This is a genomic window from Methylobacillus flagellatus KT, from assembly GCF_000013705.1.
In the GTDB taxonomy this organism is placed as follows: Bacteria; Pseudomonadota; Gammaproteobacteria; order Burkholderiales; family Methylophilaceae; genus Methylobacillus; species Methylobacillus flagellatus.
Window position 1 is genome coordinate 1,241,790 of sequence record NC_007947.1, and the last position, 25,685, is coordinate 1,267,474.

The 25,685-nt window shown below is 56.1% G+C and carries 22 protein-coding genes and 1 tRNA gene; 4 read left to right on the forward strand and 19 right to left on the reverse strand.

All coding sequences use genetic code 11. The features are described 5' to 3' along the window. Window positions 1-262: 262 nt before the first annotated feature. From MFLA_RS06095 to ylqF, 15 genes are all read right to left on the reverse strand, one after another. The gene (locus MFLA_RS06095) at window positions 263-2,026 is read right to left on the reverse strand and encodes an ABC transporter ATP-binding protein (protein WP_011479414.1); all 1,764 of its coding nucleotides are present in this window, start codon (window positions 2,024-2,026) and stop codon (window positions 263-265) included. 57 nt (window positions 2,027-2,083) lie between these two features. Next, entirely contained in the window at window positions 2,084-3,277 is a 1,194-nt protein-coding gene (locus MFLA_RS06100; RefSeq protein ID WP_011479415.1) for a beta-glucosidase, read from the reverse strand. A 13-nt stretch (window positions 3,278-3,290) separates the two neighbouring features. After that, the gene (glf, locus tag MFLA_RS06105) at window positions 3,291-4,430 is read right to left on the reverse strand and encodes a UDP-galactopyranose mutase (RefSeq protein WP_011479416.1); all 1,140 of its coding nucleotides are present in this window, start codon (window positions 4,428-4,430) and stop codon (window positions 3,291-3,293) included. 3 nt (window positions 4,431-4,433) lie between these two features. After that, window positions 4,434-5,696 carry a glycosyltransferase family 1 protein gene (locus MFLA_RS06110; protein WP_011479417.1) on the reverse strand — a complete coding sequence of 421 codons (1,263 nt, stop codon included), beginning with the start codon at window positions 5,694-5,696 and terminating at the stop codon, window positions 4,434-4,436. An 80-nt stretch (window positions 5,697-5,776) separates the two neighbouring features. Beyond that, window positions 5,777-5,926, reverse strand: a complete 150-nt coding sequence (locus MFLA_RS14495; protein ID WP_195742099.1) for a hypothetical protein — start codon at window positions 5,924-5,926, stop codon at window positions 5,777-5,779. A 178-nt stretch (window positions 5,927-6,104) separates the two neighbouring features. After that, window positions 6,105-6,179, reverse strand: a tRNA-Arg gene (locus MFLA_RS06115). Between the two features lie 106 nt (window positions 6,180-6,285). Beyond that, window positions 6,286-7,842 (reverse strand): alkyl hydroperoxide reductase subunit F, encoded by a 1,557-nt coding sequence (ahpF, locus tag MFLA_RS06120; RefSeq protein ID WP_011479418.1) that lies wholly within the window; start codon window positions 7,840-7,842, stop codon window positions 6,286-6,288. A gap of 99 nt (window positions 7,843-7,941) precedes the next feature. After that, window positions 7,942-8,511, reverse strand: coding sequence for an alkyl hydroperoxide reductase subunit C (gene ahpC / locus MFLA_RS06125; protein ID WP_011479419.1), 570 nt, complete (start codon window positions 8,509-8,511; stop codon window positions 7,942-7,944). Window positions 8,512-8,609: 98 nt separating this feature from the next. Beyond that, on the reverse strand, window positions 8,610-9,794 hold the full coding sequence (locus MFLA_RS06130) for a GGDEF domain-containing protein (RefSeq protein WP_011479420.1): 1,185 nt from the start codon (window positions 9,792-9,794) through the stop codon (window positions 8,610-8,612). Window positions 9,795-9,885: 91 nt separating this feature from the next. After that, window positions 9,886-11,787 carry an ATP-binding cassette domain-containing protein gene (locus tag MFLA_RS06135; protein WP_048811874.1) on the reverse strand — a complete coding sequence of 634 codons (1,902 nt, stop codon included), beginning with the start codon at window positions 11,785-11,787 and terminating at the stop codon, window positions 9,886-9,888. Between the two features lie 79 nt (window positions 11,788-11,866). Further along, window positions 11,867-13,969: an AsmA family protein gene (locus MFLA_RS06140; RefSeq protein WP_011479422.1), complete on the reverse strand. Its 2,103-nt coding sequence runs from the start codon at window positions 13,967-13,969 to the stop codon at window positions 11,867-11,869. A gap of 51 nt (window positions 13,970-14,020) precedes the next feature. Further along, window positions 14,021-15,172 carry an MFS transporter gene (locus tag MFLA_RS06145; RefSeq protein WP_011479423.1) on the reverse strand — a complete coding sequence of 384 codons (1,152 nt, stop codon included), beginning with the start codon at window positions 15,170-15,172 and terminating at the stop codon, window positions 14,021-14,023. Window positions 15,173-15,325: 153 nt separating this feature from the next. After that, entirely contained in the window at window positions 15,326-17,332 is a 2,007-nt protein-coding gene (locus MFLA_RS06150; RefSeq protein WP_048811587.1) for a UvrD-helicase domain-containing protein, read from the reverse strand. Between the two features lie 181 nt (window positions 17,333-17,513). Beyond that, window positions 17,514-18,242 (reverse strand): PEP-CTERM sorting domain-containing protein, encoded by a 729-nt coding sequence (locus MFLA_RS06155; RefSeq protein ID WP_011479425.1) that lies wholly within the window; start codon window positions 18,240-18,242, stop codon window positions 17,514-17,516. A gap of 210 nt (window positions 18,243-18,452) precedes the next feature. Next, entirely contained in the window at window positions 18,453-19,370 is a 918-nt protein-coding gene (gene ylqF / locus MFLA_RS06160; protein ID WP_011479426.1) for a ribosome biogenesis GTPase YlqF, read from the reverse strand. A 262-nt stretch (window positions 19,371-19,632) separates the two neighbouring features. On the opposite strand from ylqF, the gene MFLA_RS06165 reads away from it, so the two are divergent. From MFLA_RS06165 to MFLA_RS06180, 4 genes are all read left to right on the forward strand, one after another. Continuing rightward, window positions 19,633-20,403 (forward strand): PEP-CTERM sorting domain-containing protein, encoded by a 771-nt coding sequence (locus MFLA_RS06165; protein ID WP_011479427.1) that lies wholly within the window; start codon window positions 19,633-19,635, stop codon window positions 20,401-20,403. Window positions 20,404-20,424: 21 nt separating this feature from the next. After that, window positions 20,425-21,942: an alkaline phosphatase gene (locus MFLA_RS06170; protein ID WP_011479428.1), complete on the forward strand. Its 1,518-nt coding sequence runs from the start codon at window positions 20,425-20,427 to the stop codon at window positions 21,940-21,942. A gap of 103 nt (window positions 21,943-22,045) precedes the next feature. Continuing rightward, complete coding sequence (locus MFLA_RS06175; protein WP_195742100.1) at window positions 22,046-22,771, forward strand: hypothetical protein; 726 nt, start codon at window positions 22,046-22,048, stop codon at window positions 22,769-22,771. Window positions 22,772-22,836: 65 nt separating this feature from the next. Continuing rightward, complete coding sequence (locus MFLA_RS06180; protein ID WP_011479430.1) at window positions 22,837-23,658, forward strand: class I SAM-dependent methyltransferase; 822 nt, start codon at window positions 22,837-22,839, stop codon at window positions 23,656-23,658. Between the two features lie 34 nt (window positions 23,659-23,692). Here the strand turns inward: MFLA_RS06180 and MFLA_RS06185 are convergent, their stop codons facing one another. The 4 genes from MFLA_RS06185 to MFLA_RS15080 all read right to left on the reverse strand — a co-directional run bounded on the left by MFLA_RS06185 (window position 23,693) and on the right by MFLA_RS15080 (window position 25,667). Beyond that, entirely contained in the window at window positions 23,693-24,631 is a 939-nt protein-coding gene (locus tag MFLA_RS06185; protein ID WP_011479431.1) for a YihY/virulence factor BrkB family protein, read from the reverse strand. 35 nt (window positions 24,632-24,666) lie between these two features. After that, on the reverse strand, window positions 24,667-25,116 hold the full coding sequence (locus MFLA_RS06190) for a copper chaperone PCu(A)C (RefSeq protein ID WP_011479432.1): 450 nt from the start codon (window positions 25,114-25,116) through the stop codon (window positions 24,667-24,669). Further along, window positions 25,113-25,415 carry a hypothetical protein gene (locus MFLA_RS06195; protein ID WP_011479433.1) on the reverse strand — a complete coding sequence of 101 codons (303 nt, stop codon included), beginning with the start codon at window positions 25,413-25,415 and terminating at the stop codon, window positions 25,113-25,115. Before MFLA_RS06195 ends, MFLA_RS06190 begins: the two co-directional genes overlap by 4 nt. A 150-nt stretch (window positions 25,416-25,565) precedes the next feature. After that, entirely contained in the window at window positions 25,566-25,667 is a 102-nt protein-coding gene (locus MFLA_RS15080) for a PEP-CTERM sorting domain-containing protein (RefSeq protein ID WP_195742101.1), read from the reverse strand. Between the last annotated feature and the right edge of the window lie 18 nt (window positions 25,668-25,685).

Sequence of the window (25,685 nt, forward strand, 5' to 3'; positions counted from 1 at the left end):
TATGTGGAGAGGGTTTGATCCATTCGAATGGTTCGTCGTGCTGCTCTCGTGCGGCTGGTTGTTGGGGCAGTTTTTCTTGCTTTCGTTGATCTAAGGCAAGCTGCAAGACATGATGGCGTTGTACTTTATACTGAGTTTTAAGCTTGGCTTTATCTCTGTCGTCTTCACGCGTCTTCAAAACGCAGACTGTGATAGTCAAGACAGCCGCTGCTATTCCCGTAAGCCTCCCTGTCAACTGGATAACAACCGATCATTATTTCAGCTAGTTTTCAAAGCTTTCAGCCTGTAGCTTCCACATTTGAGCGAATACTCCGCCTTGATTGCGAAGCGTTTCAGGGTGACCATCTTCTATTATTTTCCCATTTTCTAACACAATGATGCGGTCAAATGACGCAAGAGTAGATAACCGGTGAGCAATAGCCAATACAGTGCGACCACGCATGAGATCGGCCAGAGCCGCCTGAATTTCCTTTTCGGATTGAGTATCGAGTGCTGAAGTGGCTTCATCAAGGATCAGGATGGGAGCATCCTTGAGGAAGGCGCGTGCGATGCCCAGACGTTGCCTTTGCCCCCCGGACAGCGAGACGCCGCGTTCGCCGACCACAGTGTGGTAGCCTTTCGGCAGGGCGCGGATGAATTCATCGCAATAGGCATTGCGGGCTGCCGCATACACTTCCATGGCTTTGGCATCGGGACGTCCATAGCGAATATTTTCAAATACCGAGCGGTTGAATAGCGCGATATCCTGAGGCACCACGGCTATCCGCTCGCGCAGGCTGTCCTGTGAAACCATGTCTATGGGTTGCCCATCGATGAGGATACGGCCTTTTTTCACATCATCCAGGCGCTGTATCAGGCTGATCAGTGTGGATTTTCCGGAGCCTGATGCGCCAACCAGTCCCACGCGTTCACCGGCCTTGATCTCTAGGCTCAAGCCCTCAAAAACCTTATTGCCGTTAGGGTAAGCATAGGAAATATTGTCCAGCTTGATGATGCCGCGCTCCACTTGCAGCTGGGCAGGCCGGTCAGGGTCTTGCACGGTGTGTGGGCTGGCGATGACCCGCAGCGTCTCGTTGATGACGCCAAACTGCTGAGCTGTACCGACTAGGGCCAGTGCGAGGTCGCGTGAGCCGTGCAGGATGCGGAAGGTCAGTGCACTGACAATGACGACATCGCCGGTGCTGATAGTATTGCTGCGCCAGAGCATAATTGCCCAGTACAGCATAATGCCGGCAGTGATCACCAGGCAGAGGTCATGGATCACGCGTGCCATTTCGATATGCATCCAGCTGCGCCGGTGGGCCGATGCCTCCTTGTTCAGCTCCTTGGCCAAGCGGCGCTTTTCGCGCAGGCTGGCAGCAAATGCCTTGACTGTCCAGACATTGCTGACGACATCGACCATCTCGCCGCTGGCACTGGATGCACGTTGCGCGTAGTCATAGTGTATCTTGCGTCCGCGCACGCCGAACAGGATCAGCACGCCAGCGACAAGCAGCACCGAAAGAACCAGGCCTATGCCCATGGGCCACCGTATCGTCGTGAGCACCAGGACCGCGCCGAGGAAGTCCGTGATCGGCGGCAGGATGCGCCAGAAAATCGTGCCGAACAATTCCCCGGTGGCTGCGGCAGTGGCGGTGACGCGGTTGCCGAGAGAGCCTGAAAAATGCTGATTGAAGTAGCGCATGGAGTGCCCGGTCAGGTGCACAAACAAATCCAGGCGCAGGTCGACACCGCTGGCAACAATCGCGCGCGATCCCTGCACGCCTCCTATGCGCCACATGATGTTTTCCAGGGTAATCAACGCTAAAAAGACCGCGAGCGGCATCCAGACATTGGCGGTCACGCGCGGTTCATGACCGTCCATGGCATCTATCAGCATCTTCATTGCATATTGCACACCAACGGCACAGCTGGCGGCAATGATGATAACCAGGAATACCGAGCCAAACAGCCAGGGCCGGATACGAACATAGTGAAATAAAAAGGGAATGGCGCGATTAGGAATGACGTGGTGGTTTTTCTTCATATTCATGCCTCAACGCCAATGATCAAGCGTGTCCTGATTTCATGAGTGTTGTTCTGTTCAGGCGGATAGCATCTTGCCTGGATCGGGATCCTGTGCCGCATGTCCCTGAGGCAGGTGCTGCCATTTGCGCAGCACAGCCGCCAGCGGCGCATATAGTGGCCGGTTGCCATGCCCACTGTCGGCAGGGCCGAGCAGGCCGGTTTCGCAGTGCCTGTCGTTATCCCAGCCTGGGTAATCCAGTATCGGGTAGAGGCAGACGCCCTCCAGCGGTATGCCAGCCTTAATCGCTTTGTCGACCTCGAGACAGACGCCTTCCAGCCAGGGCGCCCGTTGCCTGCCTTCGGCCCCGGTTTCAGCGAGGAGCAGGGGACGGCCATAGCGCAGATACACCTCGGCCAGCATGTCATGCAGGGGGCGGTAATACGGCGAATTCAGCGCAATGGTGTCGCCACCCAGGAACCATTGGTTATCGCTATAGAAATTGAGGCCGACGATATCCAGATATCTGGGATCACCACCGAGCCCGGGCCAGAGTTCGCCTATCAGCAGATCGCAGGCCTCGAATTGCGCTTGCCGGTAGATTTCGGCCGGTCTTTTATCGCGCGGATGCTCTGGACGTGGCAGGACATTGATCAATGGCTCTGCCGTGATGAAACGCGCACGTGGATCCACATCGCGGATAGCCTCGATTGCGGCGATGGTGGCACGTACCAGCTGGTGCTTGAGCTCCATGCCACGGCCTTTGGTCGTGGGATTGAACTTGGCCATGTCACCGCCAGCCCATGCCCAGAACGACATTTCATTGATCGGACAATAGAAGGGTATCTCATCACTTTCTTGACTGACCACGCGCGCAGCCGCAGCTGCATAGCGCGCAAATCTGTCGACAAAGGCAGGGCGCCAGATATCGAGGTCATCCGGGTAACCGTAATGGCACAAATCCCAGATCACCTGTACCTTTGCTTCCTGTGCGGCCCGTAGCATGGGAAGAAAGCTGGACCAGTCGTATTGCCAGGGCTGACTTTCCACCAAGTGCCAGCGTATGCCGTCACGCATGGTGCGGATGCCATGCGCGACGAGCGCGTTGTAATCAGACTGTGCCCACTGTTCATGCAGGGTAGAGGCGATCAGGTCCAAGCGACGGCCATCCGCCCGGCGGTGTGAGGAACACTCGAACCCACCAAGAAAGAAGCTCCGGAAATGCCTGCTGTGGGGGGGCTGCAGCTGCGGGTTATGGAGAGTCTCTTGCACCGTTTGCTCCGTTCTAAACTACAGCCTTGAGCGGCAGGGCATTGGCTTCTGCTTCCGCCAGGCGGTGATAGGTGGCCAATGCCTGGCCAATGACCTGATCCATGTTGTAGTACCTGTAAGTCGCGAGACGCCCGACAAATGTCACGTCCGGACTTGCATCTGCCAATGCCTGGTACTTGCGGTAAAGCTCGGCATTTTCTGGCCTCGGAACCGGGTAGTAGGGATCGCCCTCTGCCTGGGGATATTCATAAGTCAGCGCGGTTTTGGCATGCTGCTGGCCAGTCAAGTGCTTGTACTCGGTAATGCGGGTATAGGGCACCTCCTGGTCGGGGTAGTTGACCACACCCACTTCCTGAAACTGCGGAGTATCTTCAGTGGTGTGCCTGAATGCGAGCGAGCGGTAAGGCAGCTTGCCAAAGCGGTAATCGAAATACTCGTCTATAGGCCCGGTAAAGATGAGGTGCTTGAAATGCACTTCATCACGGATCTCGCGATAATCGGCATTGAGCATGATCTTGATATTGGGGTGGTTAAGCATGTTCTCGAACATGCGCGTGTAGCCATGCAGAGGCATGATCTGGAATTCATCGAGGAAATAGCGATCATCGGTGTTGGTGCGGGTAGGTACGCGCGAGGTGACGGACTTATCCAGCTGTGACGGATCCAGTCCCCATTGCTTACGGGTATAGCCGCGGAAAAATTTCTCGTATAACTCCCTGCCGACCTGACTGATGACTACATCTTCCGAAGTCTTGATCTCGTCCAGCGTTTCCGCGCGTGCGGCGAGGAAGGCCTCGGCCTGTTCCGGAGTGAGGTCAAGGTCATAAAGCTGGTTGAGGGTGGTCAGGTTGATGGGGATGGGCACCAACTTGTCATCCACCTTGGCCAACACCCGGTGCTCATAGTGCCGCCATTCAGTGAACTGCGACAGGTAGTCGACAATGCGCCGGGCATTGGTGTGGAAGATATGCGGGCCATAACGGTGGATCAGCAGGCCGTCATCATTGTAATGGTCGTAGGCATTGCCGCCGATATGCGGCCTGCGGTCTATGATCAGCACGCGTTTGTCCAGGCCGGCAGCCAGGCGTTCCGCCAGTACGCTACCGGCAAAGCCCGCACCCACGATGAGGTAGTCAAATCCTTCGGCGGCCATGGGCTAGACCCTTGATGGCATGGTTGGACGCTCGGCATATTGGCCGGGGAAATACTCCAACGCCTGCGATTGGGCAGTATCGATGGCCTTTTCCATGATGTTGCCCATGCGCAGCACAGTGTCGTCCCAGGACATGCCCATCAGGATCAAGTCTGCCATGTGTGCGACCTGTTCGGGCTGTTGCATGGAGGCCAGAGCGGTTTCCACTGCCTGGATAAAGCTGGCGCTATCGCTGGCAATATGCACCAAGCCGGTGTCGCCATAGCTGTTGACGACGTCTCGTATTGGTGTTGAGACCACGGGGCGGCCACCGGCAAGATATTCTGGCGTCTTGGTCGGGCTAATATAGCGTGTGGCCTCGTTGATCGCAAAAGGCATCAGCGCCACGTCCCAGCCGCCCAGATATTGTGGCAACTCATCGTAGACCTTGGGGCCAAGATAATGGATGTTGGGTCTTTGCGGCAGCTCGTCGGGGTTGATCTTCGCCACTGGTCCTATCATGATGATTTGCCATTCAGGGCGTGCAGCTGCCACGGCATCGATGAGCTCCAGGTCCAGGCGTTCATCGATCACGCCATAGAAGCCCAGCCTGGGGCCACTGATCGCTGCCTGATCCTCAGCTTGCTCGGTCACGCGTCGCGCAGCCTTGAAATGGGCAATATCGACACTGCTGGGGAAAGGGTGGGTGTTGGCATGGTGCTTGCGCTTGGCATCATAAAGGCTGTAGCCGCCGGTGAACACCAGGTCGGCCCGGTCCAGCAGTCGCTTTTCATATTCCAGCAGCTGCGGTGGTGCTCCCCTAAAGGCGGACAACTCATCCATGCAATCGTAGACAATCAGCGAAGTGCGCACATGATCGGTAAAAGCCATGCTCATGGGGGTGTAGTACCAGAGTACCGGGTCCACTTGGGTCAATGACAGGTAGCGATCCAGCAGTTCGCGCTGGATCTTTACAGCGCGGTTGGCTTCCAGGTCAGCCTTGGGAATGTAAGGTGTCAGCACGCGCACGCCTTCCTCCGTCATCTTCACGGCCAGCCGCGCAGAAGCAGACTGGCTCGCGCAGGGCTCCTCAAAGAACAACACTTCATAGTGCTTCGCAAAACGGCTCATCAAGTGCTGCGGCCTTTGATAGACGAAATTCCAGCGCAGATGGGACAGGCAGAGCAACAGGGGTTTGTTGGGGTTGGGCAGAATGGTGCTGGCTTGAACAGCACCGATCGTCTGTTTTGATTTGCCGATAGGATCCTGATTTGGGCACCAGCTCATGGATAGCTCCTTCTGAAATGAAACTGGAGATTATCCAAGTGATAGTGAGCTGTTGTATCAGTGCAATAGATTAAATAGGGTCAGAAAACATTAGTGTTAATTGCAGAGCTATCCAAGCCGATCAAGCTGGCTTTGAATTGGGCACCGTCCGGGTGTATCACCACAAAAAGATCGCCACCGGCCATCTCGTTGGGCTTGGCTTTATGCACTGCTACGTTATTGAGGTTCATGGGAGCAATGGCTCATCTGGGGCATCAACTGCCCGCTGAGAGTGTTGCACCAATCGTGCTCTCGTTGAATGGCGGGTTGCAATGGACAGGTCTGAACGGTATTGAACAAAAAACCCCCGCAATCACTAGGATTGAGCGGGGTTTGTCGGATGGGGTTGAACTGCTTTGAATTCTGGATTGGTGTCCCCGTCAGGACTCGAACCTGAAACTGACCCTTAGGAGGGGCCGGTGATATCCGTTTCACCACGAGGACATCCAAGCCCGTTATTCTACCTTTTTAGTCGCTTGAGCGGTACTGTTTCGCTTGGTTTCTGGCCGTCAATTTTGGCTTCTGACCTTGCTTCACAGTACCGCTGCGGTTAATGGCGGATCAGGTGTTCGAAGGCGCCTAATGCGGCCTTGGAACCTTCACCCATGGCGATGATGATCTGTTTGAATGGCACAGTGGTGACGTCGCCAGCTGCAAATATGCCAGGCTCCGATGTCTGGCCTTTGTCATCCACTTCGATCTCACCGAACTTGTTCAGGGTGATCGTGTCCTTGATCCAGTCGGTGTTGGGCACCAGACCGATCTGGATGAATACGGCAGCCAGGTCAATACGGTGCGATTCCCCAGTTTGGCGATCAATGTAGGTGAGTCCGTTGACCTTTTCACCGTCGCCGTTGATCTCGGTGGTTTGTGCGCCTGTGATGACGGTGACATTGGGCAGGCTGAACAGTTTTTTCTGCAATACGGCATCAGCCCGGAGCTCATTATTGAATTCGATCAAGGTGACGTCCTTGACGATGCCGGCGAGGTCGATCGCAGCTTCCACGCCCGAATTGCCGCCGCCGATCACGGCTACGCTTCTGCCCTTGAACAAGGGGCCGTCGCAGTGTGGGCAGTAGGCCACGCCGCGTCCGCGGTACTCCTTTTCGCCGGGAACGTTGATTTCCCTCCAGCGCGCGCCGGTGGCGATGATGACGGCTTTTGCCTTGAGCGTCGCACCGCTTTCGAGCCTGACTTCGGCAAGGCCGCCGTTTTCATGCGCCGGCACCAACGCTGCTGCGCGTTGCAGGTGCATGATGTCCACGTCGTAGCTCTTGACGTGTTCTTCCAATGCAGCAGCCAGTTTGGGGCCGTCGGTCTCCTTGACCGAGATGAAGTTCTCGATGGCCATGGTGTCCATCACCTGTCCGCCGAAACGTTCGGCGACTATCCCGGTGCGTATGCCTTTGCGGGCGGAGTAGATCGCGGCAGATGCTCCGGCAGGGCCGCCGCCGACGATCAATACGTCGAAAGGCTCCTTGGCGGAAAGTTTTTCCGCTTCTTTCTTGACCGCGCCGGTGTCGATCTTGTTGAGTATTTCCTGCACACCCATACGTCCGTGACCGAATTCCTGGCCGTTGAGGAATATGGTGGGCACTGCCATGATCTTGCGCTCGTCCACTTCCTTCTGGAACAAGGCGCCGTCAATCATGACATGGCGGATATTCGGGTTGATGGCCGCCATGAGGTTGAGCGCCTGTACCACTTCTGGACAGTTGTGGCAGCTCAACGAGATGTAGGTCTCGAAGTTGAATTCGCCTTCGAGGTTGCGGATCTGTTCAATCACTTCCGGCTCTGCCTTAGGAGGGTGTCCGCCTACCTGCAACAGTGCCAATACAAGTGAGGTGAATTCATGCCCCATGGGGAGACCGGCAAAGCGGATGCTAAGGTTTTTCCCAGGGCTGTTCAAGCTGAAGGAGGGCTTGCGCTGAGTATCATCATCACTTTGTTGGACGGTGATGCGGGAAGACAGGCTCTTGAGGTCGTCAAGCAACTCCAGCAGCTCACGTGACTTGTCACTGCCGTCTACCGAGGCGGTGATTTCGATGGGCTGGGTGAGTTTATCGAAATAAGCCTGTAATTGTGTCTTGATGTTTGCGTCCAACATGATGTGCTCTCAATTCTGTATCGATATTGCTTGAAGAAATGCCCGGGCATTCGGACAGGGAGTTGGCGATGCCCGGGCACAGTCCAGCTTGACTAGCGTTTAGATCTTGCCGACGAGGTCCAGGGATGGAGCCAATGTTGCTTCGCCTTCCTTCCACTTGGCTGGGCATACTTCACCTGGGTGGCTGGCAACATACTGCGCTGCCTTGATCTTGCGCACCAGGTCGGCAGCGTCGCGGCCAATGCCTTCGGCGGTGACTTCAATCGCCTGGATGATGCCGTTGGGGTCGATGACGAAGGTGCCGCGATCAGCCAGGCCCTGGTCTTCGCGCAATACGCCGAAGTTGCGGGAGATGGCGCCGGTTGGGTCACCAATCATTGGGAATTTGATCTTGCGGATGGTATCCGAAGTATCGTGCCATGCCTTGTGGGTGAAGTGGGTATCGGTCGATACGGAATACACTTCCACACCAAGCCTTTGCAATTCATCGTAGTTATCGGCGATATCACCCAATTCTGTCGGGCAAACAAAAGTGAAGTCGGCTGGATAGAACACAACGGCAGCCCATTTGCCCTTCAGATCCGCGTCGGTGACGGTGATGAACTCTCCGTTATGGAATGCAGTGGCCTTGAATGGCTTGATTTCGGTGTTGATAAGGGATGTCGTCATAGCAATCTCCTAAAGTGGTTGAAATAGTGAGATTGCAGTGTAGGCGATTTAGTTGATTAAATAAAATTGATTGTTTAAATTTAGGTGATAAATAAATGTTATCGAACATCGTCTTCCAAGTTGTACTGCAGCATGCAATTACGCCCCGCAGCCTTGGCAGCATACAGCGCAGTATCGGCACGATGCAACATGGCTTCCCAGTTTGCGGCCAGATCAATATGCGGGTTCCATGTATACAGCCCGATGCTGCAAGTGACATGGCGATTATCGCAGGCGGGGTGGCGCAGGTTGCGCAAGGCCTCCAGCAGGCGTTCACCCAGGGCTGTGGCTTCTTCCTTGGTGGTATGCGGACAGACGATGCATAATTCTTCACCACCGTAACGCCCGATGATGTCGGTATTGCGACAGGTATTGCTCAACGTCAACGCTACGCTCCTCAGTACTTTGTCGCCTGCATCGTGTCCGTATGTGTCGTTGATCAGCTTGAAATGATCAAGGTCGATCATGAATATGCTGATCGGGCGTTTATAACGGTGCGCCAGGTCTATCTCACGCCGGCCCAGGTTGACCAGGGCACGGCGGTTGTAAATCTTGGTGAGCTCATCGTGCGTTGCCAAGTGTTCTTTTTCGTGAATGATGGATTCAAAGTACATCAGCAGCAGCCCCAGCGAGCCCAGCAGGTTACACCACATGGGCACCAGGTAAAGCCCGAAGACGTTCACGGGATTGTGGCTTTGTGGCGTGAGGTCGATGCCGCCGCTGATGGCGAGGATGCCGCGCAAAATAAAGTCGACGGCAGCCAAGGTGTAGGCAATGATGACTAGGCTGTTGGCAAAAGACAACTTGATGCCGCGGGCCCTGATCACCTCGTAGACGGTCAGGAGCATCATCAATGCCAGCATGAGCGAAAAGAGCAGGGCGCGGATGGCTACGGCGAGCTGGAGCAGTACAACCAAGCTATAGGCAATGAAAAAGCCCAGTACCAGGTACCAGCCGACATGAGCAGGGCGTTTGCCGAAGAAAGCCTGGGTGCCCCACCATTTTGCCGTCATGGCGGCGATCATCAGGGTAGAGCCGATAATGAGCGGCAGATGTCCGAATTTTGAGATGCTGAAAGCGGTGAGCGTAGTGCCGAAGACGCTGATAAGCCCCGAGAGTGCCCAATAGCGGGTACTTCGCTCCGTAGGTGCGAGAAAGTACACTCCGCCCATGATGATCGCGATGCATAGCTGGCTGATCGAATAGGCAATGTTGGCGGTATATGAATTCCAGAAAGAATCCAAGCTATTATTTCCTCAGGTATTCAAAGCCATGCATCTCGAATATCGCAGCAGGAAGCACGAAAACTATGTTGTTCATGCAACTGCTGCCACTTTACGCCAAGTTCCGGTTTTCCAGCGCTTCCCAGCGCGACATGGCCTGGTCGATTTCCGTGTCGATCTCGTTTAGGCGCTGTTGCAATGCACGTACTTGCTCAGCGTTTTCCCGATAGATTTCTGGATTAGCAAGTGCGGCATTGATGGAGGCTTGCTCTGCCTCAAGCGCTTCAATCCTGGCGGGCAGGCTCTCTAGCTCGTGCTTTTCCTTGAAGCTGAGCTTGGTCGCGGGTTTTCTGGTAGTCGCCTCCGGCTTGGGTTTGTCGACGTGCGCTTTGGCAGCGGCCTCAGTGGCTCGGGCTTGTGTATGCCGGAACCAGTCATCGTAGCCTCCGCCGAATTCACTCAACACGCCGCCGCCTTCAAAAGCGATGATCTGGGTGACGGTGTTTTCCAGGAAGGCCCGGTCGTGACTGACTAGGAATAATGTGCCCTCGAATTCCTGCAGCAGGCTTTCGAGCAATTCCAGTGTTTCGATATCCAGGTCGTTGGTCGGCTCATCCAGTACCAACACGTTGGCTGGGCGGGCAAACAAGCGGGCCAGCAGCAGCCGGTTGCGTTCGCCGCCGGAGAGCGACTTGACGGGCGATCTCGAGCGCTGCGGCGGAAACAGGAAGTCTTCCAGGTAGCTGATGACATGCTTGCGCTCATTGCCGATCTGTACAAACTCGGAACCGGGGCTGATCGTGTCAGCCAGCGTAGCTTCTTCATCCAATTGCTCACGCATCTGGTCGAAATACGCCACATTGAGGTTGGTGCCGCGCTGGATACTGCCGCTGTCAGGTTCGAGCTCACCCAGAATCAGTTTGAGCAGGGTGGATTTGCCTGCGCCATTCGGCCCAATGAGCCCAATGCGGTCGCCGCGCAGGATGCGGGTGCTGAAATTCTGGATCAGTAGTTTGCCGTCATAACCCATGGAAACCTGCTCCAGCTCGGCAACCAGTTTGCCGGAGCGTTCTCCGCTATCCAGCGTAAGCCTGACATTGCCCTGACGTTCACGACGGGCAGCCCGTTCCAGACGCAAGGCTTCCAGCCTGCGTACCCGGCCTTCGTTGCGGGTGCGCCGCGCCTTGATGCCCTGGCGTATCCAGGTCTCTTCCTGCGCAAGGAATTTGTCGAACTTCGCGGCATGGGTCGCTTCGACCGCCAGCAGTTCTTCCTTCTTTACCTGATATTGGCTGTAATTGCCCTGGAAGTCCGTCAGGCGCCCCCGGTCCAGCTCGACGATGCGGGTGGCCAGGCGATCAAGAAAGCGGCGGTCATGCGTGATGAAGAGTAGGCTGCCGTGGAAGTCCAGCAATAGGTTCTCTAGCCATTCGATGGCGGCAAAGTCCAGATGGTTGGTGGGTTCGTCGAGCAGCAATACCTCGGGCTCAGCCACAAGTGCGCGGGCGAGGGCGACCCGCTTGCGCCAACCGCCAGAGAGCGTGCCGATTTTCGCTTCCGGATCGAGATGCAACCGGCTCAGTACGGCATCAACGCGTGCCTGGGACTGCCATCCATCCTGTGCCTCGAGCTCATGTTGTAGGCTCTGGATCCGAGCAACCAGGTGATCGATGTCCGCATCTGGCTCTGCCATCTGCTGCGATACCTGATGATAGTCCATCAATACCTGGCGCAGCCCACCCAGGCCTTCTGCCACGGCCTCGAAAATAGTGTGTTCCGGCGCCAGGGATGGTTCTTGCGGTACATAGACGACACGGGTGTCGGGGGCGCGCCAGAGGTTGCCGTCATCCAGCTTGCTTTCTCCGGCAATGACCTTGAGTAGGCTGGATTTTCCCGCGCCATTGCGGCCAATCAGGCCAACCCGTTCACCAGCATCAAGCTGGAAGTCGGTATGATCGAGCAAGGGGTAATGTCCATAAGCCAGGCTGGCTTGATCTAGGGTGATATAAGGCATAGGGGCGTATTGTATCAGCGGAGCGCTGTCGGCTATATGGCCCATTCGGGCCTAGTCAAGACCCTGGCAGGTATTGGTTTCAATGCCCTGGAACCACCGGCAAGGGAGATGGTGGCGGCGGGGAGGATACATTTTCCGGAGGTGTCCCGGAATCTTGGGGTGAGGAGGCGCTGAGTGCTTGGCCGCAAGGGTGGGTGGCGCTACTGGAACCGCTGTCCAGGTAGGGCAGGATGGCAGCCAGCGGATTGACGAAAGCCAGCGCCACACTGCCAAGCAGGCGGGCAGCAATCGGCGCAGCTTCGGGGCGCACCTTGGGGGCGGCGAAGCTGCCTTGCACCCTGATCGGCGAGCGTACCGTGAAAGGCGAGAAGTTCTTGGGTTTGGCGGCAAGCAGCAGATCCAGCTCTTCCTGCCCGAGATTGATACTGCCATCAATCAGTACCAAGGTGACAGGCGTGTCGATAAGCGCGACTTCGGGCCTCACCACGCCATCGGATGCCTTGAGGTCCATGACGGCACACTGCAGGCGTTGCGACTGGTCGCCCCCCAGCCAGGCACTCACGCTTTGCGCAATGTCCAGCCCCAGCAGCTCCATGATCAGCCGCGATATTTCCCCATGCTCGACGAACAAGGTGGTTTTGCCGTTGAGTGAGCCCAGCAGCTCGGCGGTGGTCGAACCCTTGCCGGTGAGATCGGTGTGGCCGTTGAGAGTGCCTGTAATATAGGCAGGCGGCACTGGCTTACCTTGCTTCCTGGCTTCTTCCTGCCGCGCTTTGGACACTTGCAGCCACTTGCCGAGATCGATGTCTTTCCAGCCAAGCTGGATCCGCCATTGGGGCGGGTATTGAGCCTGGTCGAGATTTTTGTCCTCATGGGCATCGACCGAGAAGCTGCCTGTCAGGGTGCCATCCGCCGTCTGTGCCAGGATTTCGCCGATCATGAATTTGCCTTTGTCCAGGCCGAGCTTTGCCTTGAACGGGGAAATCGGCAGGGCGAAGGCGTTACCGAGTTCCATGTAATCCAGCTTGATTGTGATATCGGCATCCATGAGGTTGAGTGAGGGCAGGTCCAATGGCCGATCGGGGATGACGCGTCCCTCGACAGGCTCGGGCTTACTGCCGTCTGCTTGCAGTGTGCCGAATGCGGGCGCCAGGTCAGCCAGGTAGAAGCGGCTGCCATCGATATGCCCGCTCAATATCGGAATCCCGGTGGTTTTGCTGCGCGGATCATACTGGAACGTGGCGGCAAGACTGCTCCTACCGATCTTCGCCGAATCCACATTGACCTCCCATACATCCTTCTGCTTGCTCAGGCTGGCGCTGAGGCGGAATGGATCGGTCGTGGGGAAGACGCTACCGACTAGTTCGCCCAGCACTGAAAGCGAAGGACCGGTCACAACGGCGCTGCCCTCGATGTTCAGCCTCCCGAACAGGTCAGCGGCCTGGCCGTCGAAGTCCACGCGGAGCTTGCCATATTCCAGCCAGCCCTTGGACTTGATCGGCGGGGAATCCTCGTCATGGGTGGCGACCGGGAGGAATCCGGGGGTTTCGAGGAAAGCCTTCAGCGGACGATGCTTAAACTGGCCGTCGACGCTGACTTCGGAGCGCAGTGCTGCCTGCTTGGCACCTTCGTCGGTCTTGAATGTCGCTTTCAGCTTGGTGGCGCTGATCGCGTCGTCGATATGACCACTGCCGTTTCTTACGATGAGTGTTTCAATGATGGGGAAGGGAGAGGCCGGTTGACTCTCATCCTTGGGAAAATCCCATGAGGCGCTGCCGTCCGCGTGACGTACCAGTTGTCCATCAATGGCATCCACGATGATTTCGTGAATGCGCAGTTCGCCTTGCTTCCTATAGTGCCAAAGGTCGCGGTAGCGCAACTTGAGGCGAATGTTGTCAGCGTCGACCAGGTGTGGAACATTGAATTTTTCTGGAGCAGAGATATAAAGATGGCCCAGGTCGAGCTGGATACCCGATAACAAGCGCAGCCTGAAGGGTTTGTCCAACCTGACGTCGCGTTCCAATTGCTTGCTCAATAGTGACTGGGCAGGTTCGCGCAGGAAGCTCCAGCCCTGGACTTCGCAAATGACGAAAGCCAGGATCACGCCCAGGAATAGCCAAAGCAGGATTTTGCCGAATTTGATCAATCTGCGGGCAGTTTGCCCGGCAAGCGGTTGCGCCATGGTTTACCTTTGCGATTATCCAGCCCAGGCAAAGTTTGCAGGAGCTGATGGTTACAGGTTCTTTTTTCCGTAGTGCCGCATGCTGTACACGGTCAATAATGCCCCGCATACGGCAACGGCTGCGCTGGCCAGTGCCACAGCAGGCAAGCCGAAACCGAAGTGGATCACGGCACCGCCCAGGAAGGCGCCGCCCGCATTGCCCAGGTTGAATGCACTCTGGTTGACGGTGGAGGCCATCAGCGGTGAGTCGCCGGCCTGGGCCATGGCATTGGTCTGCAGGCCGGGGCCGACGGCAAAGCTCACCATTCCCCAGGCAAATGCCGTTAGCACGGCTGCCAGCGTGAACTGCATGCTCCAGGCGAACAGCATTCCCAGTAAGGCCATGCCTGTCAGTGAGATGGCGATTGTCGGCAATAGTTTCCAATCCGCCATTTTCCCACCGATATTGAGCCCGATGGTGGCTGCGATGCCCATCGCGACCAGCATGGCACTGACGTTGCGGGGAGAGAGTCCTGCCATGTCTTCCAGGATAGGCGTGATGTAGGTGAAGATGGTGAACACCCCGGCGAAGCCGATGGCCGTAATGGCCATGGCCAGCAATACACTGGGTTTGAGCACGGCTCGCATTTCGCGGCGAATGTCGGGCCTGGGCATGGCGCTGAGGTCGTGGATGAAGCGCCAGATGGCATAGAGGGCGACTGCCCCGCACACTGACACCGTCCAGAACGGGATGCGCCAGCTGGTTTCCTGGCCCAGCAATGTGCCCAGCGGCACGCCGAGCACGTTCGCCATGGTGAGCCCGGTGAACATCAGTGCCAGGGCGCGGTTGCCTTGGCCCGGAGGAGCCAGATAGAGCGCGACCACTGCGGCGATGCCGAAAAACGAGCCATGGCTCAATGCGGTGAAGATGCGGGCAGCGGCCAGGGTGAGGTAGTTCGGCGCCAACGCGCACAGCATGTTGCCGAGAGTGAAAATCGCCATCAACCCCAGCAGCGTGGCCTTGCGTGGACGGTTGATCGTGAGCGCCACCATCAGGGGGCCGCCAATCACTACACCGAGAGCGTATACGGTGACGAGGTTACCGGTGGCCGGGATGGAGACATCCAGGTCGTGCGCAATGTCGGGTAGCAAACCCATGGGGAGAAACTCGGTCATGCCGATGCAGAACGCACCAGCGGCCAGTGCAATCATCCAACTGCCCATACTCGCCTTACGATGAATTGAGAAAAACAGGACTTGAAAAGAATACCCTGTGCTTCCGAATGAGCGGAGCGCACGAAAGGAAAAGCCATTCAGGCGCGCTACTTTACCATGCCGCGGTGTCTTGAGGATGAATTTATGGGACGTAAAACAGCATCAGGAAACATTGCCAGTCCCACTGCCCAGCATAGCCCGGATTTGTGCCATGCGCTGCCGTGCGTTTTCCTTGCTGGCAGCCGGGTCGCTCTGTGGTTGACCGGAATGGCGCACATCTTCTTCCGGCAGCTCGGCAATGAAGCGGCTGGGCTCGCAGGACTCAAACTCTCCAGCACGCTTGCGTTTGCGGCACCAGGAAATGTGCAGTGACTTCTGCGCCCGGGTGATGCCGACATACATGAGGCGCCGCTCTTCCTCAATCTTGCCCTGATCCACACTTTCACGGTGTGGCAGGATCCCTTCCTCGCAGCCAACCAGGAAAACGTGGCCGTACTCCAGCCCCTTGGACGCGTGCAAGGTGGAAAGCTTGACGGCATCGGGCTCTTCATCCTCGCGGCCTTCGAGCATGCTCATGAGTGAAATCATTTGCGTCAGCGCGAGCAGGTTCTTTTCGTCCTCGTCGCCTTTGCGTGTCAGCCAGCCGACGAAATCCAGCACGCTCTTCCATTTATTTTCCGCACTGCGGGGCTCTTCGGTATCGTAGAGGAAGGCTTCGTAGTTGATGGCGTTGAGCAGGTCGTTCAAGACCTCGCCTGCCGGGTCTTTCTCTGCACGCACCTGAATGCGGTTGATGAATTGGCAGAAGGTCAGTAAATCTTCCAGTTGTCGGTTGCCCATGGTGCGCTGGAAGTCTCCCTCGAACGCGGCCTCGAACAAGGACATCTTGTGCGCGCTGGCATACTCGCCCAGTCGTTCAAGCGTGGTATTGCCTATGCCTTTTTTCGGCGTGGTCGCAGCGCGGATGAACGCAGGATCGTCGTCCTCGTTGGCAATCAGCCGCAGATAGCTGACAAGATCCTTGATTTCCGCCTTATCGAAAAACGACTGCCCGCCCGAAATAGTGTAGGGAATCTTGTGCTGGCGCAGCTGCTGCTCAAAAATGCGCGCTTGGTGATTGCCACGGTAGAGAATGGCGTAATCGAGGAACTTGGTGCGGTGTTCGAACTTGTGCGCGAGCAGCTTCATGACGACGGATTCTGCTTCGTGCTCCTCATCCTTGGCGGCGCTGACCTGGATCAGGTCGCCCATGCCGAGCTCGCTCCAGAGTTTTTTCTCGAACAGTTTGGGATTGTTGGCAATCACCTGGTTGGCGGCACGCAAGATGCGCACCGTGGAGCGGTAGTTCTGCTCCAGCTTGATCACCTTAAGCCGGCTGAAATCCTCGGTAAGCTGGCGCAGGTTCTCCACGTCGGCGCCGCGCCAGCCGTAAATCGCCTGGTCATCGTCGCCCACCGCGGTGAAGCGGCCCTCTACGCCGGTGAGCATCTTGACCAGCTTATACTGGCAGGCATTGGTATCCTGGTATTCGTCGATCAACAAATATTTCAGCTTGTGCTGCCATTTGCGCAATGCGTCGGGATGCTGCTCGAACAACTCCACCGGCAGCTTGATCAGGTCATCGAAGTCCACCGCCTGGTAAGCTTTCAGTGTCTGCTGGTAAACCTGGTATACCTTGGCTGCGGCATGGCTGAGTTCTTCATCCGCAAGCGCTGCGGCCTGGTCGGGGTTGATGAAGGCATTCTTCCAGCTGGAAATCTGCCATTGCGTCTTGCGCAGTAACTGCTTGTCCGTGGTGGCCAGCGCATCGGAGAGGATCTTGAAGCTGTCGGAGGAGTCGAGGATGGAGAACTGCGGCTTGTAGCCAAGTAGTTCGGCTTCCTGACGCAGCATCTGCAAGCCGAGCGAGTGGAAGGTAGCGATGGTAAGCCCTTTGGCGTTGGTGCCTTGCAGCAATTGACCAACGCGCTCCTGCATTTCCCGTGCTGCTTTGTTGGTGAAGGTGATGGCGGCAATTTCCTTAGGGGCGTAGCCACACTGCTCAATCAGGTAGCTGATTTTCTGCGTGATGACACGGGTCTTGCCGCTGCCGGCACCGGCCAGCACCAGCAGGGGGCCGTCCAGATATTTCACAGCTTCCCGCTGCTGGGGGTTCATGGAATTCAGCATGTTGATCTGCCTGCAGGCTCTATGGATGAATCTTGGAGAAAAGCTGCTACAAGCGTGTAACAACATCGGGTGGGATTTTAGCCTGTGACAGCTTGACTGGTCTAGGGCGGTGTGAGAGAGAGGCAAAAAAAAGCCTTGCCCAATCTCCGGGCAAGGCTGTTCAAACAGGGGCTGAGCTTGATCAGGCGTACAACCGGTTCGCCTTGCGGCGCGAAAGGAATCCTACCAGGCCCAGGCCTAGCGCCAGCATGGCATAAGAGCTAGGCTCTGGCACTGCAGTGACGCTGTAGAAGGTGAAGTCCGATTGCTTGACATTGGCAGGCGAGGTAAGGGCGAAAGACTTCACCGCATTGTCGCCAAATGGATTGTCCAGGCTCCAGACGCCACCCATATCGTAGCTAGCAGGGCTGAGGTTGGTGACTGTGCCGAAGGGAGCTGTCCAGGTGGCGGTGCTTTCCCCAATCGCGGTCAGGCTGAATGTTGAAACTGTGTCATCGAAAAAGGTCACAGTGATGAGGGCAGTTTCGTGGTGGTCGTTGTATTCAGGTCCATCGAATAACAATCCGAGAGTAAGGTTGCTGACGACGCGGGCGTCACTGAAATCCGCAATGATCCACTCGTGCTTGTCGATTTCCCCTACATGGGCATCTGACCCTTTAATGGGAGAAACCCCTACGCCTTGATAACCATCTTGCCCAGGCTTGAAGCTGAATTTGCCATTGGTGAGGTTGTCAAGGTCTGGGCCTGTTTTTGCAGTGAATGTGACGGTAGTGCCGGCAATGGATTCAGTTGTGCTACTGCTGCCAGCAGTAAAGGTGTTGCCATAGACGGTATCTGCCGCAAACGTGGTCAGGGATGAAGCCATCAATACGCCACTTGCCGCAGTGACCAGTATCTTGGAAATGCTCATGTTGTTTCTCCTCATTAGCAGTCAATTAGGTTGATTGTTTTTATTTCGATGTATTTGCAATCCCATCCTAGCGCTGCATTGCGGAAGTGCTCAATAGTCTGTTGTGGCTGATACGTTTGGACTAATTCATGAAGATTGACATGAGAATTTATATCTATGTAATTGAATTTATTGTCTATTTTATAAATGATAAAAATGAAATGACGTGTCTTAAGGTTCTGTCTTGGTTTTTTCTTCCTGGCTTTCCTCCCTTGCCTTCTGCCGGGCCAGCGCTTCTGTCATCATGGCTGCGCGTGATTCCGGCGTTTCGAGGCTAATGCGCCCGAGGGTGCCGGAACGATAGTCCACGAGAAAGGCCATCGCGGTCTTTTCCATGTCCAGCGCGCCGCCCTTGAGCAGGTAGCCTCGTCGTTTGCCGATCGCTTCGAGCAGGTCAATCGCATCCATGTTGCTTACATCTATCTTGTATCGCGACTGTAGCAGGGCGGGGTAGCGCTCCAGCAGGATACCGGCGAGAAATTCCGCGACTTCCTCATCGATCACGGCATTGCGGCCAATGGCATGGCTGGCGGCGAGCATATAGCCGTCGGAGTCGTACTTGATTTTCGGCCACATCATGCCCGGGGTGTCGGTAATGGTGAGCTGGGGACTGAGTTCGAAGCGCTGCTGGCTCTTGGTGACGGCGGGCTCGTCGCCGACCTTGGCAATGCGGCGGTTGAGTAAGGCGTTCATGAGCGTGGATTTGCCGACATTGGGAATGCCCATGATCATCATGCGCAGTGGCTTGAGGTGGCTGCCACGATGCGGTGCCAGGCTGCGGCAGAGGTCGGGAATTTTCTTTGCGTCGCCCGGCTTCTTGCAAGACAGCGCCACTGCCTTGATGCCGTCCTGGCGGTTGAAGTGGTTGAGCCATGCCTGGGTGACGGCAGGGTCGGCCAGGTCGGCCTTGTTGAGGATTTTGAGGCTCGGACGCTGGCGGTGCAGGCGCAATTCCTCAATCATGGGGTTGTGGCTGGCTTCCGGCACGCGCGCATCCAGCACTTCGATCACTACATCAGTGAACTCCATGGTTTCTTCCGCTTTTTTACGGGCGGAGGTCATGTGTCCGGGGAACCATTGAATTGCCATGATGAACTGCTCTACCTGAAAGTCGATGATGAAAGTATGCGGTTTTTTGCTCGAGGGTGCAGCCTAGTCCCGTGCGGCTGTCATTTTAGCATTCCGCTTGCTATTTCGGCCCGTCTTTGCATCTTTGTTGCAAAAATGAAGGCTAGGCACCGTTTTGACATAGTCCATTCGGACTATTCTGTGTCCATCTGGTTAACACAACTGCTTCCTACTATGGCTCCCGGATTGTTTCCAACTCTTACCTAAACAAAGGGGAATCACCATGAAGTTTCAAAAACATGGCGTAGCGCTGGCCCTGGCCAGCTCCATGCTGTTTGCTGTGCCTGCATTTGCGCAGGAAGTCATTGTCAATGGCGGCTTCGAGGCCGATGCTGCCGAAAGTTACAACCCTCAAGGTTGGCAAGTGGCCGAACAGGGGATTTATGGTTCTGTGCTGGCGACGGATGCCACCGAGTCCTATGGCAGCGGTTACAAGACAGTTGGCGCTGCCAGCGGTCAGTTCTACGGCTTCCTGGATTCTGCTTATCCTAGCAGCCAGGCGCTTTACCAGAATTTCTCGATCAGTGCCGTGACTTCCGCCGTACTGTCCTTCCAGATGTTCGTCAATGACCAGAGCGACAACGGTATTGTGTATATCAATCAGGCTGGCCTGGATGCCACCACCGGCGGCAGCTACGAAGCCAACCAGCACGTCCGTGTGGATATTCTCCGTGCGGACGCAGATCCATTTTCCGTTCATGCTGCTGACATCATCGGTACGTACTATCTTGGCGGTGCCAATGGCCGTCGCTTTGATGGAGCAGACAATGTGAACCAGTATGTGGACTACAGTTTTGATGTGACCGATGCACTGGCTGCCGGAGGCGAATACACCTTGCGTTTTGCCGCAGTGAGCAACCAGGGCGCCTTGCAGGTCGGTCTCGACAATATCAGCCTGAACGTTACCCCAGTGCCTGAAGCCGATACCTACGCCATGCTGCTTGCTGGCCTAGGCGTACTTGGCCTGGCTTTGCGTCGTCGTCAAACAATTTAATCAACCCCGGGAGAGCATAAAATGAAAAAGGCAACAATGAAGGTATCCGCCTTGGCGGTCACGATGGCCCTGGCTGGCCAGGCGCTGGCAGAGGATGCCAATACCTGGTACCAGGATGGACAAGATGCGCTGGCAGCTGCCAAGAAGCTTTATCCCAATAACCGCAAGGCCAAAAACGTGATCCTGTTCGTGGGTGACGGTATGGGTATTTCGACTGTGACGGCAGCCCGCATCCTCGAGGGCCAGATGAAAGGCCGTGATGGAGAGCGCAACAAGCTGGCTTTCGAGACGCTGCCTTACCTCGCCTTGTCCAAGACTTACTCTGCCAATCAGCAGACACCTGATTCCGCGCCCACCATGACGGCCATGGTGACCGGCGTGAAGACCAACGACGGCGTGATTTCGGTAGATCAGCGTGTGTTGAACGGCGATAAGGACAACAGCAAGGTACAGGCCGCCAAGCTGGCGACCATTCTTGAGCTGGCAGAGCAGAATGGCCGTGCCACTGGCGTGATTTCCACAGCCCGCATCACGCATGCGACGCCTGCGGCAACTTATGCCCACACCTCCGCCCGTGACTGGGAGTCCGATAACAATGTGCCTGCCGATTCCGAAGTCAAGGATATTGCCTCCCAGCTGATCGACAATTTTGGCGCCGGCGCGATTGGCGACGGGATTGAAGTGGTACTGGGTGGTGGCCGCAGCCGCTTCCTGCCCAATACTGTCGATGATCCTGAAAATGCAGGCCGCAAGGGCGAGCGCCGTGATGGCCGTAACCTGGCCCAGGAATATGTGGAGAAGTTCGGCGGCAAGTTCGTCTGGAACCAGGCACAATTCGATGCCATCAATCCAGCCAATACCAACCGTTTGCTGGGCTTGTTCGAGCGCTCCCACATGCAATACGAGCATGACCGCCCGAATGACACAGGCAAGGAGCCATCCCTGGCTGACATGACAGGCAAGGCAATCGATATCCTCAAGAAGAATCCCAAGGGCTTTTTCCTGATGGTGGAAGCTGGCCGCATCGACCATGGCCACCACGCCAACAATGCGTACCGTGCGCTGACCGATACCATTGCCTTGTCTGATGCGGTGAAAAAGGCCCTGGAAAAGGTTGACCTCACTGATACCCTGGTCATCGTGACTGCCGACCATAGCCATACCATGACCATTGGCGGCTATCCAGAGCGCGGCAATCCCATCCTCGGCAAGGTGATGGTCGATGGGCGTCTGAGCCTTGCGACAGACGGTAACCCATACACCACCATTTCCTATGCCAATGGCAAGGGCTACTACCCAGAAGTGCCGGGTGAGGAAGTCTATAACTACCCAGCACGCAGTGGCCGTATCGAAGACATGACCAATGTCGACACCAGCCACCCTGATTTCCACCAGGAAGTGACTGTGCCGCTGAACTCTGAAACGCATTCAGCCGAAGAAGTGCAGATTTTTGCCGGCGGCCCCAAGGCGCACTTGTTCCATGGTATGCATGAGCAGAATTACATCTTCCATGTCATGAAGGATGCCTTCGGCTTCTAAACAGTGGCTTGATGCTGTGTCATTGAGACGGATGGAATGGCGGCAAGCCATTCCATCCATTTTGTTTTATTAGTATGCGAGAGTATTCAACATGCAAAACAACATGAAATGTATCGGGTTGGTCGCGCTAGCCTTGTCGTCCAACCTGGTCTTTGCTGACACGCTGCCCGCGCTTGATGCGCGGTTTGAAACTATCCAATGTGCCTTGCCTTGCCAACGACCAGTGACGCGAGCATGGTTGATGCTGCGTGAGGCCGGGCAGGTTGAGTTGCGTGACGTGGGTGCAAGCCAGAGTGATCTGTGGCAACGCCATCCCAATGGTGATCTGGAGTATCTCTACCTGATGCACGAGCAGCAGCGTGCCATCAATTACAATAGCGTGGATATGCGGATGCTGGGGATGCCGGTTGGCGATTCCAAATGGCAGGCCCTGACCCAACTAGTGACCAAAAACGAACTGGCGCAACTGGAAAAGAAACCAGGGCAGCCTTATCAACAGATGCCTACGGAGATCTACAGCGGCAAGCTGAATAATGTCGATACTGAAATTACCTGGATTCCCGCGCTCGCAATTCCATTGCAGGTGGAATACCGCCATCCCACGCATCATGTGACAGTGAAGCTGGTGGAACGCTACCAGGGCAAGCTGCCCGTGGAGAAAACGACCGAAAAGATCCTGCAAGGATATCAACACGTCGATTTTGCCGATATTGGGGATATGGAGCATGACAAGAATGCCCTGGCATGGCTAGCACATGCGCAAGGCGCCCCAGGCGTACATGCCCATGCGCATGACAAGCATGGCGAGCAGCAAGATCACGCGCATTAACCGTTGTGTCTGGCTGACATCGCGATGATGTCAGCCACCTCGTGGGTGAGTGTTAAAATGCCGTCATGACACTCATCCCGGAAATCAAGCCCCAGCAATCAATCGAGCTCCTCAAGGAGCTGCATATCCTCACGCGGGAAGGCAAGCTCAACCAGGATACACGGCGGAAACTCAAGCAGGTATACCACCTGTATCACTTCATCGAGCCCTTGCTGCTGGAAGTGATGGAAAGCCGCGCCGATCCCATTCTCATCGATCATGGCGCGGGAAAATCCTACCTGGGATTTATCCTTTACGACCTGTTCGTCAAGCAGCAGGCGGCCGGCCGCATTGCTGGCATAGAAGCACGCGGTGAGCTGGTGGAGAAGTCGAAGTCGCTTGCGCAAAAGCTGGGTTTCAACCGCATGGACTTCTTTCACCTGACGGTGGAAGAGGCCATGGCCTCACCTGCATTGCCTGACCAGGTTGATATCGTCACCGCATTGCACGCCTGCAACACGGCGACTGATGATGCTATTCGATTTGGCCTGGAGAAAAAAGCCCAGTTCATGGTACTGGTGCCTTGCTGCCAAGCCGAGGTGGCCGAAGTGTTGCGCAAGCACAAGAATGAATCCTTCGGAAAAACACCGCTGTCCGAGATATGGCGCCACCCGATCCATACGCGCGAATTCGGCAGCCAGATCACCAATGTGCTGCGCTGTCTGCAGCTGGAAGCTCACGGTTACCAGGTGACCGTGACCGAGTTGGTAGGGTGGGAGCATTCCATGAAAAACGAACTTATCATTGCACGCTACAAGAACAGCCCGCGCCGCAATGCCCAGGCCAGGCTGGAACAGATACTGGAACAGCTTAATCTGCAGGATCTGCGCGACCGCTTTATCTACTAAGGTCGCGAGGTGGGTTGTGATCCGCCCACCGGCATTACTTGAGCGGAATCTTGTCTGTGGGGATGCCGCGCAGGCTGCCAAATGTGAGGGCGTATTGCCGCGTGATTTCGGCGCCGAAGAAAAAAATCTGCGCGGAGTAATACACCCATAGCAACAGGGCGATCAAGGAGCCTGCCGCACCGAAGCTTGATGCCACCGCGCTGTTGCCCAAATATATCCCGATCAGGTATTTCCCAAGGCTGAACAGGATGGCGGTGAAGGCGGCCCCTATCCAGACATCCGACCATGGCAGCTTCACGTCAGGCAGCATCTTGAAGATGACGGCAAACATCGAGGTGATCACGCCAAAGCTTACCAATGCGGAAATGTGCTTGAATACGCCGATGGCCGTAATGAAGCGGCCAACGAACTCCGCGAAGAACTGCTCGACCAGCGCCAATCCGGCATTCACCAGCAATGAAGTCAGCAACAGGAAGGCGAGCGAGACGATGATGCTGAATGAAAGCAGCCTTGTCTTGACCAAGTTGCCAATGGCTGCCTTGCCGCCCCGGGCCGTGTCCTTTGAGACTTCCCAGACTTCATCCAGGCTGGCCTTGAGTTCGGCAAACACTGTCGTCGCCCCGATGAACAGCAGGGCAGAGGCGATCAACGTCGCCACGATGCCGGACTTGGGATTGCTCGACTTAGCCAGCATGCTCTGGATCACCTGCGCGCCGCTCTCGCCCACCAGGTCCGATATCTGCGCCACAATTTCGCCATGTGCGGCACGCTCACCGAGGAAGTATCCTGCAATCGCAATCACCAACACCAGGATAGGGGTCAGCGAGAACATGGTGTAAAAAGCCAGCGCGGCCCCCTTGCTGGTGGCGCGATGGGAAAACCATGACAATACCGATTGCACCAACAGTTGGCGCAAACACTTGAGCCTATGCAGGGCTTGTTCGCTCAAGCCTTGTAGCAGTTTGGCAACCAAAAGCGTACTCCTGTTTATATTCGGCGGCGGATATGTCAGTGTGCGTGATGCTCCATCCCTTGGTGGGAGACGGCCCGTCCGTTGAATACCGCGGAGACACTCTCCTGCACGGCTTGCCCGTCTTCAAATACCAGGGTCAGCGGAATGGCATCGCCCACCTTCACAGGGCTTTTGATCCCAATGAGCATCAGGTGCGCTCCGCTAGGCTTCAATTCTACAGGGGTGTTGGCCTTGAGTTCGAGTCGCTGCAGCGGGCGCATTTTCATGATGCCGTCATCCATCAGCATTTCATGGACTTCAACCTTGTCCGCATGACTGGAGCTGGCCGAGACCAACACGACATCCTTGTCCGATACGATGCGCGCATAACCAGCTGCCACCTTTTGCCCAGGTGCAGTGGTGCGCACCCACGGCTCGACGATGGTAACCTCGGCCTGTGCATGGAGACTGCAAAGCAATAGCAGGCTTAGGCAGATGTGTTTCATTGTGGATCTCCTAGGGAAAGAGGTTCAGTGTAGGCGCTGATGCCGGGCAGGGCGAGTGCCGCTGGCCCAAGCGTCAATGTTTGCGAGACGAGCTGGTGCGAAAGCGCCACGCACGCGATACATGGCGTAAGCGGCTTGGTGCTAGAAGCCGGGGCAACAATGCAAAGCTCGCCAAAGAAATCCGCACCGGCAGGGCCGTCGCCCATGGTCGCGGTCTGCAGCAATAACCAGCAGCCGAATCCCAACAGCAGGAAAAAGGCGCTCATCCCGCCTACCAGCTTCAATTGATCAAATTCCATCCCGCTATCTTAACATGCGTCTTTCAACAGATAACGCCCTGCGTCGAGTCAGCTTTGCTAGGAAAAGGTGGATTGACCCTTAGTTCATACAATGAGAAATGCATGAATATCCCCTGCATGCAGGGGTGTAAGTTGTGTTCTGCTCATTGTTTATTGCAGGTTTTGATTTTGGGTTTTGGTTTCGCGGCGAACATTGCTGATAAGCACACCCAGGCCAGCGAGCAGCAGCGCATAAGTGGCAGGCTCGGGCACCGGTGTGAGCAGGTAGGC